Raw genomic sequence first — 11,607 nt, 5'->3', positions numbered from 1 at the left:
TCGTCGGCCGCGCCGTGCGCCTGCTCTTCGACGACCGCGCCATCGCGGCGGACGAAGCCGGCGAGCGCCTGCGCCTCGCCCTGTCGCGCGCCTCGGGCGCGGGGCCGGCGGCCGCCTGGATCGAGGGTTTCCTGGAGGACAGCGGCACGGTGCTGATCCACGGGCGCGAACTGCTCGCGGTGGTCGACGAATGGCTCTGCGGCCTCGACGCGGCGCTGTTCATCGAGCTGCTGCCGCTGGTGCGCCGCACCTTCGCGACCCTGGCGCCGGCCGAGCGCCGGGCGGTCGGCGAGGCCCTGGCCCGGCCGGGCGGGGCGGCTCCCGGCGCGGCGGAGGCAGCGCAGGGCTTCGACGCAACGCGTGCGGCAAAAGTGCTGCCGATCCTGCGCCTGCTGCTCGGCCCCGAACCCTCCGGAACCGCGGACGAAACCACGGGAGACGCCGCATGAGCGAGGCCGTGAACGGGACCGTGAACGAGACCGAGCGCCTGCGCCGCTGGCGCCTCGTGCTCGGCGGCGGGGCGGCCGAGGGCACCGGCTGCACCCTGACCGAGCGCGACCAGCGCCTCGACCGGGCGATGGGCGCCCTCTACGATTCCGACCGCAAGGGATCTTTAGGCGCCTCCGCCCCCTCCGTGCCGCGCTGGCTCGGCGACATCCGCGACTACTTCCCGGCCTCCGTGGTGCAGGTGATGCAGCGCGACGCCTTCGAGCGGCTCGACCTCAAGCGGATGCTGACCGAGCCGGAGATGCTGGAGGCGGTCCAGCCCGACGTCTCCCTCGTCTCGACCCTGATCTCGATGCGCGGCCTGCTCGGCGGGCGCACGAAGGAGACGGCGCGCCTCGTGGTGCGCAAGGTGGTGGAGGCCTTGATGAAGCGGCTGGAGGAGCCGCTGCGGCAGGCGGTGACCGGGGCGATCGACCGCGCCAGCATCAACCGCCGCCCGCGCCACGCCGAGATCGACTGGAACCGCACCATCCGGGCGAACCTGCGCCACTATCAGGCGGAGTACCGCACCATCATCCCCGAGACCCGCCTCGGCCACGGGCGGAAGAGCCGCGGATCGCTCAAAGACGTGATCCTCTGCATCGACCAGTCGGGCTCGATGGCCAATTCCGTGGTCTATTCGAGCATCTTCGGGGCGGTGATGGCCTCGCTGCCCGCGGTCTCGACCCGGCTCGTGGTGTTCGACACCGAGGTGGTCGATCTCTCCGACGAGATGGACGATCCGGTCGAGGTGCTGTTCTCGGTCCAGCTCGGCGGCGGCACCGACATCAACCGGGCGGTCGGCTACTGCGCCTCGCGCATCACCCGGCCCGAGGACACGGTGCTGGTCCTGATCTCCGACCTCTACGAGGGCGGGGTCGAGGCGGGCCTGCTCGCCCAGGCGCAGCGCCTCGTCGGGGCGGGCGTGCAGGTGGTGGCCTTGCTCGCCCTCTCCGACGAGGGCGCGCCGGCCTACGACCGGGGGCTCGCCGCGCGGCTCGCGGCGCTCGGCGTGCCCGCCTTCGCCTGCACGCCCGACCTCTTCCCCGACATGATGGCGGCGGCGATCCGCAAGCAAGATCTCAACGCCTGGGCCGCGGGCGCCGGCATCGCCGCGGTCCCGGCCGCCGCCCGCGACGGCTGACCCGGCCCGGCACTCTCGGAAACCGCGTCCCCGAAACCCGCATCCGGGAGTCTCGTCTGCCCCTCGTCCCCGCCCTCTCCGGCCGCCCGCCCGTTCCGGACGCGCCGCTCAGCTTCGCGGCGCCGCTTACCTTCGCGCACCGGATCACGGCCAACCTCCACGCGCAGAGGGGGCCGCTCGCGACGCAGCGGCGGCGCATCCTCACGCTCGGCCTGCCGGTGGTGTGGTTTTGCATCCTGCTCGGCGCGGTCTCGGGCTGGGCGACGGCGGGCGGGCGCCGCACCCTGTCCGCGTTCTGGCGCGACCTGTCCGACTTCGATCCGCTGCCGCTCGCCGCCTATCTCGGGCTGATCACGCTCGCCCTGCTCACCTTCTACGCGCTCCACCCCTGGCTTGCCCGCCGCCGGGTGCGGGCCCTGATGGGGCCGCCGGGCGGCGATGGCCGCGATCCGGGCCACGACCCGGGCCCGGTGCCGGTGCGCTACCGCCTCGACGAGGCCGGGCTGACCCAGACCGCGCCGGATCTCGTCAGCTTCGTGCCCTGGCCGCGCATCGGCGAGCTCGCGGAGGACCGGCACCACCTGTTCCTGCCGACGGAGATCGGCGACGTCCCGATCGTCCTGCCCAAGGCGTCGCTCAGCGCGGAGACCGTCGCGGGCATCCGGCACTGGGTGCGGGCCTGCGCCGGCCGGCCCGCCTCCGCTCCGCCGCCGGCCGAATTGGCCGCCGGGCCCGAGGCTTTGCGCGCGACGATGCGCCTGACGGCCGACGAGCGGGTGCCGATCATCCTGCGCAGCCTCGACAACCCTTGGGCCCGCCGCGCCCGGCTCGCCGGCGCCGCCGCGTGGCTCGTCGGCCTGACCCTGCTCTATCCGGCCCTGCTGGCGATGCTCTGGGCGGTCGATCCCTACCGGGTGCCGCTGGCCGACGCGCTGCCGCTCTTCGCCGAGATGGTCGTCGGCGATGTCTGGAAGCCCGCCGCCGTCACCGCGGCGGTGATCGTCCTGTTCTTCGCGGTCCATCCCCGCGCCAGCCGCTGGTTCGCGGGCGATCTCGCCCGTCGGCTCGAGGCCGAGGCGCTGCCCGGCGAGGCCGAGATCGCGGTCGACGAGGCCGGCATCGTCACCGCGAAGGACGGCGCCCATGCCCGCCTCGGCTGGAAGCTGTTCCGCGGGCGCGAACGGGTCGGCGACCTGATGATCCTGCCGATGCGCTGGGACGAGGTGCTGCCCGTGCCGCTGCGGATCTTCGAGCCGGAGGCGCGCGCCCGCGTCGAGGCCCTCGTCGAACGCCACCTCCCTCAGGAGACCCGCGCCCGATGACCGACATCCTTCGCCGTGGCCGCGCGGCTCTTCTCCTGTTCGGTCTGCTCACCATCGTCCCGGCCTGGGCCGAGGAAGCGCCGGAGACCGTCGACGGCGCCGCGACCGAATCGGGCGCGGCGTCGGACGATGGGGACGCCGTTTCCGGTCCGGTCACGCTGCGCCTCGACCAGGGTTTCGTGCTCGACCTTCCGGCGGGCTGGGTGCTGGAGGAGGCGGGCGCGGACCCGGGCGACGGCACCGGCCGACGCGTCGTGCGGATCGTGTGCGAGACCCCGGCCTGCGCCCGCACCAGGGAAGCCTGCACGCTGCGCCTGCGCCCGACAGCGGTCGAGGGCGAGGACGACGCCGCCCGCCTCGCCGGGCTCCACGCCTCCCCGCTCTCCCGCTATGTCCGCCTGCGCGCGGTCCTGAAGAGCACGAGCGCGGGCGCCGCGATCCGCCGCCCGCTCGGGCCGGAGCGATTCGGCCCCCGCGACTGGATCGCCGTCGAGACCGAGGCGGCGCCGCGGTTCAAGTCGGGCCTGTTCGCCGAGACGGTGATCGGCGGCCGCTATTTCGGGGCGATCTGCAAGACCTGCGAGACCGGGGCCGTGCGCCACGAAGCGGCCCGGACCATTCTCGGAAGCCTGCGGCGGATCGAGCGCTCGGCGGCGCGCTGAGGGTTTTCCCCTCAACACGATCAATGGCTTGTCGGCGTCCCGTTTCCGGACCTGCTCGGGAGAGCGGCTGCCTCGCACGTCGCCTGACATTCGGCCGCGACTGTTCAAGGTTTCACGACATGGCAGCCATGTAATCGCCGGGTTGTCGCTCGCCCGCGCCTGCTGTAGCGGACCGCTGGGACCAATAAATTTTTGAGCGGCACGAAAAATAAAATGAACACTGACGATAAACTGCACATTCGTTCCGCCGATATGCAACATAGCGCGCTGCCGATGAACCGGCGGCAAGTCATCGGCGGCGCCCTGGCCGGTCTGGCGGCCACCGCGCTGCCGGGTTCGCCGCTCCTCGCCGCGGGCGAGGCGCGCAAGGTCGACGTCCTGCTGATCGGCGGCGGCATCATGAGCGCGACGCTCGGCGTCTGGCTGCGCGAGCTCGAGCCCGACTGGTCGCTGGAGATGGTCGAGCGGCTCGACGGCGTGGCGCTGGAGAGCTCCAACGGCTGGAACAATGCCGGCACCGGCCACTCGGCGCTGGCCGAGCTGAACTACACGCCGGAGGATTCCAAGGGGAACATCCAGATCGGCAAGGCCGTCGAGATCAACGAGGCCTTCCAGGTCACGCGCCAGTTCATGGCCTGGCAGGTCCGGCAGGGCGTGCTGAAGAACCCGCGCAGCTTCATCAACTCGACCCCGCACATGAGCTTCGTCTGGGGCGACGACAACATCGAATACCTGCGCAAGCGCTACGAGGCGCTCAAGGCGAGCCCGCTCTTTGCCGGGATGGAATTCTCGACCGACCCCGAGCAGCTCAAGAAGTGGGTCCCCCTGATGATGGCGGGGCGCGACCCGAAGCAGAAGGTCGCCGCCACCTGGTCGCCCCTCGGCACCGATTGCGAGTGGGGCGAGGTCACCCGCCAGTACATCGCCGCGCTGAAGAGCCGGCCGAAGTTCGACCTGCGCCTCTCGACCGAGGTCGAGAGCTTCGAGCGCAACGGGGACGGCGGCTGGCGCGTCACCTCGAAGAACCTGAAGGACGGCAGCCGGTCCACGGTCGATGCGAAGTTCGTGTTCATCGGCGCGGGCGGCGGCGCGCTGCACCTGCTGCAGGCCTCCGGCATCCCCGAGGCCGACGACTATGCCGGCTTCCCCGTCGGCGGCTCGTTCCTCGTCACCGAGAACCAGGACGTCGCCCTGCGCCACCTCGCCAAGGCCTACGGCAAGGCCTCCGTCGGCTCGCCGCCGATGTCGGTGCCGCACCTCGACACGCGGGTGCTCGACGGCAAGCGCGTGATCCTGTTCGGACCGTTCGCGACCTTCTCGACCAAGTTCCTGAAGGAGGGCTCGTATTTCGACCTGCTGACCTCGACCACCACCAGCAACGTCTGGCCGATGGTCCGCGTCGGCGTGGAGCAGTACCCGCTGATCGAGTACCTCGCCGGCCAGGTGATGCTCTCCGACGAGGACCGCTACCAGGCCCTGCGCGAATACTTCCCCGATGCCAGGAAGGACGAGTGGCGCCTCGTCCAGGCCGGTCAACGGGTGCAGATCATCAAGCGCGACGCGGAGAAGGGCGGCGTCCTGAAGCTCGGCACGGAGGTGGTGGCGGCCAAGGACGGCAGCATCGCCGCCCTGCTCGGCGCCTCGCCGGGCGCCTCGACCGCCGCGCCGATCATGCTGAACGTGCTCGAAAAAGTGTTCGCCAAGAAGGTCGCGAGCCCGGAATGGCAGGCGAAGATCCGCGAGATCGTGCCGAGCTACGGGACCAAGCTGAACGGCGATCCGCAGCGGGTCTATCAGGAACTTGCCTATACCAGCGAGCACCTGCAGCTCACCCCGCCGCCGCAGATCGGCACCCCGGCCCAGGCTCCCGCCCCGGCCGAGATGGGGACGGTCAAGCCGGTCCCCGACATGGCGCCGTAACAGGGCGCCGTGAAGGACTCGGGGCCGAAGCGGGGCATCACGCCTCCGCTTCGGCCCCGTCCTCGATGTAGAGTTCCTCCAGCAGCACCTTGATCACCGCCACCAGCGGCAGGGCGAGGGCCACGCCCCACAGGCCGAACAGCACGCCGAACAGGAGCTGGCCGGCAAAGATCGTCGCCGCCGGCAGGTCGAGGGCGCGGCGCTGGATGAAGGGGGTGAGGCCGTAGCTCTCCGCCGTCTGCACCGCGAGGTAGACGCCGAGCGCCCCGAGCAGCCCGTTCAGCCCGAGGCGAGGCTGCTCAGCACGATCACCACGCCCGCGATCAGCGGCCCGATGGTCGGCACGAAGGCGAGCAGGCCCGCCTGGAGCCCGAGGATCAGCGCGCCGCCGATGCCGAGGAAGGACAGCCCCGCCCAGGTCAGCAGGAAGATCGCCGCCATGGTCACGAGTTGCCCGAACAGCCAGTGGCGCAGGGTCTCGCCCGACCCGTCGAGGACGCGCGCGCCCTTTTCGCGGTGGCGCGGAGGCACGAGCCGCAGGGCGCCGTCGCGGTAGCTCTTCGGATCGGCGGCGATGGCGATCCCGAGGAAGACGATGACGAGGACGTTGCCGAGCGCGTTGAACAGCGCGATCACCACCGTCGTCGCCGGGCCGAGCACGTTGCCCGCATCCGACAGGAGCGAGCCGGGGCTCTTGAGGGCGCCCGAGGCGAGGCCGGCGAGACCGCCCTCCTTGCGCTCCGATCTGTCCTTGCCCTCGCCCTGACCGGACTCTTTGCCGGACTCTTTGCCGGCTTCCTGGCCAGCCCCGTGATCGGTTCCTTGGCCGGGGCCCTGGCCCGCCGGGGCGGCCTGCGAGAGGTCGATCTCGATGCCGCGCTCCTTCAGCCAGTCGCGCACGGTCTCCGATTGCTGGCGCACCGTGGTGCCGAGGTCGCGCGCCTGGCTCGCCAGGGTGGCGCCGCCGAAGGCGGAGAGCCCGATGGCCAGCGCCCCGAGCACGAGGCAGGCGAGCCCGAGGCGCCAGCCCCGCCCGATCGGCAGGACGTGGCCGAGACCGCGGGTCAGCCCGTCGAGGAAGACGGCGAACAGGATGCCGGAGAAGATCAGCAGCAGCGTCGCCGACGCGGTCCAGGCGAGCCAGAGCGCGGCGGCGAAGGCGACGACCGCGATGCCCGCGGCCGCGAGGCGGCGCGCGCCCGGCGGGCTGGATGAGGAAGCCGTCATGAGGTCGGGGTCCGTTCGCGGGTTTCGGGGCCGGGTCGGCCCGGGGCGATCAACGGCCGTCAGGCCCAGGCTTCGGCGGCCGCGGCGTCGGCCTCCGTCGCCTCGACCCAGCCGCCGGTGGTGCCGTCGACGAGGTGCTCGCGCTTCCAGAAGGGGGCGCGGGTCTTGAGGTAGTCCATCAGGAAGTCGGCCGCGGCGAAGGCGGCCTTGCGGTGGGGCGAGGCGGCGACGACGAGGACGATGCCCTCGCCCGGCCGCACCCGCCCGTGGCGGTGGATCACCCGCAGGGCCTGGACCGGCCAGCGGGCGCGCGCCTCCTCCACCACCCGGGCGATCTCGGCCTCGGCCATGCCGGGATAGTGCTCCAGTTCCAGCGCGGCGAGCCGGCCCGCCTCGTCGCGGCACAGGCCGGAGAAGGTCACGACCGCCCCCGCCCGCCCGGCCAGCTCCGCCTCGATCCGGGCGATCTCGGCGGCGGTGTCGAAGGGCTCGGACTGGATGCTGACCGTCATGACCGCCTCGTCGGGAACGCGTACACGGCGTGGACGGACCTGCCCGAGCGTTTTCGCGCAAGCCCGTTACCCCATTTGCCCGTGGGCCTATATGGCTCAAGGATAGGACCGCGCCACCGGCGCCGTTTCGAAGAACAGCGAGCCGCGACGTGACGCCCGACCTGATCCTGCCCTACGAGGGCATCCTGCCCGTCTTCGCCAGCCGCCCCGTCTGGTGCGGGCGCGCCAGCACCGTGATCGGCACCGCCACCCTCGGATCCCAGGCCTGGCTCGGCGACGACAGCGTGATCCGCAGCGACGGCCAGCCGATCACCGCGGGCGACCGCTTCTGGCTCGGCGCGCGCTCCACCGTCCACATCGCCACCGAATCGCTGCCGACCCGGATCGGCGACCGGGTCACGGTCGGCCGCAACGCGGTGGTGCATGCCTGCACCGTCGGCTCGGACGTGGTGATCGAGGACGACGCGATCATCCTCGACGGCGCCACCGTCGGCGACACCGTGCTGATCGAGGCGGGCGCCACGATCTTCCCCCGCTCGACCCTCGAGAGCGGCTTCGCCTATGGCGGCAACCCGGCCAAGCGCCTGCGCCCGGTGACGCCGGAGGAACTGGCCGAGCGGGCCGAGCGCCTGCGCGAGGCCTCCGGCGAGACGGCGAGCCCGCCCGCGCCGGCCGAGCCGCCGGAGACCGACGAGAGCGTGTTCGTGGCCCGCACCGCCCGGCTCTCCGGGCGCATCGCGCTGGGTGCGGGCGTGACGGTGCTGTTCTCCTGCGAACTCTCGGCGGACGTCGGGCCGATCGTGGTCGGCGCCGACACCAACATCCAGGACAACACCGTGATCCGCAGCCGCGGCGAGGGCGTGGTGATCGGGCGCGACACCACCATCGGCCACAACGTGCGCATGGCCGATTGCCGGATCGGCGCCCGCTCCCTCATCGGCATCGGCTCGGTGCTGGCGCCGGGCACGGTGGTGGCCGACGACGTGATGCTGGCCGGCGGCTCGACCACCGATCCGGGCCAGTTGCTGGAGGGCGGCCATCTCTGGGGCGGTCGGCCCGCGCGCATCCTCGGCACGCTCGATCCGAAGAAGCGCGCGCTGATGGCGCATATCGTGGAGGGCTATTGCCGGCACGGGCGCGAGTACCGGCTGCTGCAGGCGCAGGAGGGGTGAGGCGACCCACCCCCTTGGCCACGCCCTTGGCCACCCCCTTGGCCACCCCCTTGGCCACGCACCATCCCCGGAGATCGACGTCACGATGATGAGCCGTCTCTCGATGCTGACGCTGGGCGGCCGGCGGCGGTTCGACGATCTCAGCGAGCAGGAGATCCTGGCGCTGGCGATCGGGTCGGAGGAGGAGGACGGCCAGATCTACCGCGCCTACGCGGCACGCCTGCGCGCCGACTCTCCCCATTCGGCCGCCCTGTTCGACGCGATGGCGGGGGCCGAGGACGAGCACCGCCGCCGCCTGATCGCGCGCTACCAGCAGCGCTTCGGCGACTTCGTCATCCCGATCCGGCGCGAGCACATCGCCGGCTACTACACCCGCAAGCCGGTCTGGCTGATGCGCCATCTCGGGCTCGACCGCGTCCGCGAGGAGGCCGCCGCGATGGAGCGGCAGGCGCGCGACTTCTACCTCGCCGCCGCCCGGCGCTCGACCGACGCCGACACCCGCCGCCTGCTCGGCGACCTCGCCGCGGCGGAGAGCGCGCACGAGCGGACGGCCGAGGCGCTGAGCGAGGAGCATCTCGGCGGACCCGTCCGCGACGAGGAGGACGCGGTCGCCCACCGCCAGTTCGTCCTGACCTGGGTCCAGCCGGGGCTCGCCGGGCTGATGGACGGCTCGGTCTCGACGCTCGCGCCGATCTTCGCCACCGCCTTCGCCACGCAGAACCCGTGGACCACCTTCCTCGTCGGCCTCTCGGCCTCGCTCGGCGCCGGCATCTCGATGGGCTTCACCGAGGCCGCCCACGACGACGGCAAGATCTCCGGGCGCGGCTCGCCGCTCAAGCGCGGCCTCGCCTCCGGCGTGATGACGGCGGTGGGCGGCCTCGGCCACGCGCTGCCCTACCTGATCCCGAACTTCTGGCTGGCGACGAGCATCGCCTTCGCCGTGGTCTTCGTCGAGCTCTGGGCCATCGTCTGGATCCAGAACCGCTACATGGAGACGCCCTTCCTGCGGGCCGCCTTCCAGATCGTGCTCGGCGGCTCCCTCGTGCTGGCGACCGGCATCCTCATCGGCGGCGCCTGAGGCTTGGAGCATCATCCCGAAAGGTGGCCGCCGGCTTTCGGAAAAGGATGATGCACAACAAAAATTGAGAGCCTCGTCCCGGATCCGATATCCGGGACGAGGCTCTAAGGCACCGGCCGGCCTACCCGCAGGCGATCTGGTCGCAGCGCCGCATCGCCCCGATCATCTTCGCCAGCGACTTCACGCCGGGATGGCCGAGCACGCCGGTGTTGCCGAGCACGTAGGAGGGCGTCGCGGTGAGCCCGAGATTGGCCGCGACGGTCATGTGCGCGCGCATCGCCTCGCGCACGGCGTCGCTGTCGGCGATCTGTTCGAGCTCGGCCCGCGGCACGCCGGTCTTGGCGCCGATCTCGAGGGCCTTGAGCCCGTCGATCTGGCCCTTGGTCGCCAGCAGCTGGCCGTAGAAGGCGAAGGCCGCCGCCGAGCCGAGCTTGCGCTGGACCGCCAGCGAGACCTTGGCGGCCTGGGCCGACATCGGCGACAGGATCGGGTTGTGGACGAGGCCGATCCGCAAGGCCGGATCGCTGGCCGCGAGCGCGGTGACGTCGGCGGCGGCCTTGCGGCACCAGGGACAGTTGTAGTCGAAGAACTCGTAGAGGGTCACCTCGGCCTCGCGCGGCCCGACATAGGTGACGCCGCGCAGTTCCTGGATCTGCCCGGTGATCTCGCCGGGCAGCCGCATGTTGGCGACCGGCCGGCCCTCGTCGTTCTCGACCTTGAAGGTCTGGCCGTAGCTCTGCGCGGCGGCGGGGCCGGCGATCGCGAGGCCGAGCGAGGAGGCGAGGAAGCGGCGGCGGGAGAGGGACATCGGCAACGGACCAGCGGAGGGTGAGGCGGGCCGAGGATAGGGTCAAGAATGGTTTAAGTTCGACTTCCGGCGACGCGATCCGATGGACAGGCACGAGGTCTTGCGTTGGACTATTCGGCGGTCCAGATTTGCTTCAACCTCGTCGCGTGAGGGACTCGGGCGATGCACGTCTCGATGACGGACGCCAAGGGACAGCTGACCGACTTGGTCCGGCGCGCCGAAGCGGGCGAGGAAATCATCCCGACGCGGCACGGCCATGCCGCCGTCCGCCTTGAGCCGGTCAGGACCGTGCCGGATCGAGCGGCACGCCGGGCCATACTGGACGCGATCAGGACGTCCGTGGCGGCAAAGCCGTCGGCGGGACCGAGCGCGGAGCGCAGTCAGGACTTCCTCTACGGCGCCCCGGAATGACGGTGCAGGCTCTACCGAACCAATCCCGCATGACAGGCATCCAGATCGGTTCGTGGACAGCAGCCTGCGGCCGGGTTCCTTGCTCCTTGTGAGGCGCATGCATGCTCAGGTGAGCACGTCCAGGCCGTGCTTTCGCACCACCGTCAGGAGCTTCAGGGCCATGCCGCTCGGGCGCTTGGCACCGGTCTCCCACTTCTCGATCGTGCTCTCGCTGGTGTTGAGATAGCGGGCGAAGACCGGCTGGCTGACCTTGTTGGCCTCGCGGATCTGCTTGATCTGGGCCGGCTCGATCGCGTCCGGCACGACCAAGTGGCGCGCATCGAAGTCGCGCATGGTGGCCTTGTCCAGCGCTCCGACCTTGTGCAGCATGACCGCCGAGGCGTGAATCGCCTCGGAGACGTCACTCCTGTACTTACGCTTTGCCGTCATTGCAGATTTCCAGCAGATCCTTGTCAGACACGAGCCTGTCGATTTGCGCTCGATTCAGAGAGGCGTAAGCTTTCGCGAGCAGCTTGAAATCCCTTAGCTCATCGTCATCGATATTATCGCGATCCTTCTTGGCGAAGAGGTATTCGTACACCCAGTGTCGTCCGCCTTTCGCCAGGATGATGCTGCGATGCATGTTCTTGTTCAGGCGCTTCTTGAAGACGCCGCCGCCGAGGTCGTCCGCTTGGCCCGCCATGACCTCACGAAGAGCCTGACAAAGCTCAGCATCTCCTATGCGTGCCTTGCGGGCGGACCGGGCAAAGACGGCGGTCTTGAAGGCTCGCAGGCGTGTCTCGTCAGAAGGCGGCATCCAAACGGCAAGATAGCACCTGGTGCCATCCCCACAAGGGGCGTCCCTGTCTTCGGATCTCTCAAACGG

12 protein-coding genes and 1 pseudogene are annotated in these 11,607 nt (G+C 71.0%); 8 read left to right on the top strand and 5 right to left on the bottom strand.

Annotated elements, in window-relative coordinates; translation table 11 throughout:
• The 5 genes from MFF42_RS02710 to mqo all read left to right on the top strand — a co-directional run.
• Positions 1 to 449 (top strand): DUF5682 family protein (locus MFF42_RS02710; RefSeq protein ID WP_238254415.1); only part of this gene is annotated, 449 nt, incomplete at its 5' end.
• Entirely contained in the window at positions 446 to 1,630 is a 1,185-nt protein-coding gene (locus MFF42_RS02705) for a VWA domain-containing protein (RefSeq protein ID WP_238254414.1), read from the top strand. The genes MFF42_RS02710 and MFF42_RS02705, both read left to right, overlap by 4 nt.
• A gap of 218 nt (positions 1,631 to 1,848) precedes the next feature.
• Entirely contained in the window at positions 1,849 to 2,952 is a 1,104-nt protein-coding gene (locus MFF42_RS02700; RefSeq protein ID WP_238254413.1) for a YcxB family protein, read from the top strand.
• Positions 2,949 to 3,614 carry a hypothetical protein gene (locus tag MFF42_RS02695; RefSeq protein ID WP_238254412.1) on the top strand — a complete coding sequence of 222 codons (666 nt, stop codon included), beginning with the start codon at positions 2,949 to 2,951 and terminating at the stop codon, positions 3,612 to 3,614. Before MFF42_RS02700 ends, MFF42_RS02695 begins: the two co-directional genes overlap by 4 nt.
• A 213-nt stretch (positions 3,615 to 3,827) precedes the next feature.
• Complete coding sequence (gene mqo / locus MFF42_RS02690) at positions 3,828 to 5,534, top strand: malate dehydrogenase (quinone) (RefSeq protein ID WP_238254411.1); 1,707 nt, start codon at positions 3,828 to 3,830, stop codon at positions 5,532 to 5,534.
• A 37-nt stretch (positions 5,535 to 5,571) separates the two neighbouring features.
• Here mqo and MFF42_RS02685 read toward each other — a convergent pair.
• Together MFF42_RS02685 and MFF42_RS02680 are read right to left on the bottom strand one after the other, a co-directional pair.
• Positions 5,572 to 6,761 (bottom strand): annotated as a pseudogene (locus tag MFF42_RS02685) (AI-2E family transporter).
• Between the two features lie 59 nt (positions 6,762 to 6,820).
• Positions 6,821 to 7,273 (bottom strand): molybdenum cofactor biosynthesis protein MoaE, encoded by a 453-nt coding sequence (locus tag MFF42_RS02680; protein ID WP_238254410.1) that lies wholly within the window; start codon positions 7,271 to 7,273, stop codon positions 6,821 to 6,823.
• Positions 7,274 to 7,422: 149 nt separating this feature from the next.
• On the opposite strand from MFF42_RS02680, the gene MFF42_RS02675 reads away from it, so the two are divergent.
• Together MFF42_RS02675 and mbfA are read left to right on the top strand one after the other, a co-directional pair.
• On the top strand, positions 7,423 to 8,445 hold the full coding sequence (locus MFF42_RS02675; RefSeq protein ID WP_238254409.1) for a gamma carbonic anhydrase family protein: 1,023 nt from the start codon (positions 7,423 to 7,425) through the stop codon (positions 8,443 to 8,445).
• 85 nt (positions 8,446 to 8,530) lie between these two features.
• Positions 8,531 to 9,523 carry an iron exporter MbfA gene (mbfA, locus tag MFF42_RS02670; RefSeq protein WP_238254408.1) on the top strand — a complete coding sequence of 331 codons (993 nt, stop codon included), beginning with the start codon at positions 8,531 to 8,533 and terminating at the stop codon, positions 9,521 to 9,523.
• 121 nt (positions 9,524 to 9,644) lie between these two features.
• Here mbfA and MFF42_RS02665 read toward each other — a convergent pair whose 3' ends face one another.
• Positions 9,645 to 10,331: a DsbA family protein gene (locus MFF42_RS02665; RefSeq protein ID WP_238254407.1), complete on the bottom strand. Its 687-nt coding sequence runs from the start codon at positions 10,329 to 10,331 to the stop codon at positions 9,645 to 9,647.
• A gap of 162 nt (positions 10,332 to 10,493) precedes the next feature.
• Here MFF42_RS02665 and MFF42_RS02660 point away from each other — a divergent pair, with 162 nt between their 5' ends.
• Complete coding sequence (locus MFF42_RS02660) at positions 10,494 to 10,742, top strand: type II toxin-antitoxin system Phd/YefM family antitoxin (protein WP_238254406.1); 249 nt, start codon at positions 10,494 to 10,496, stop codon at positions 10,740 to 10,742.
• Between the two features lie 105 nt (positions 10,743 to 10,847).
• Here the strand turns inward: MFF42_RS02660 and MFF42_RS02655 are convergent, their stop codons facing one another.
• Entirely contained in the window at positions 10,848 to 11,171 is a 324-nt protein-coding gene (locus tag MFF42_RS02655; RefSeq protein ID WP_238254405.1) for a helix-turn-helix domain-containing protein, read from the bottom strand.
• Positions 11,155 to 11,538, bottom strand: coding sequence for a type II toxin-antitoxin system RelE/ParE family toxin (locus MFF42_RS02650; protein ID WP_238254418.1), 384 nt, complete (start codon positions 11,536 to 11,538; stop codon positions 11,155 to 11,157). The genes MFF42_RS02655 and MFF42_RS02650 overlap by 17 nt, the downstream gene beginning before the upstream one ends.
• Positions 11,539 to 11,607 lie beyond the last annotated feature (69 nt).

It is taken from the genome of Methylorubrum podarium (genome assembly GCF_022179745.1).
Lineage (GTDB): Bacteria > Pseudomonadota > Alphaproteobacteria > Rhizobiales > Beijerinckiaceae > Methylobacterium > Methylobacterium podarium.
Note: the sequence above shows the minus strand (reverse complement) of the source record. Positions and strands in the feature narration are given on the sequence as shown.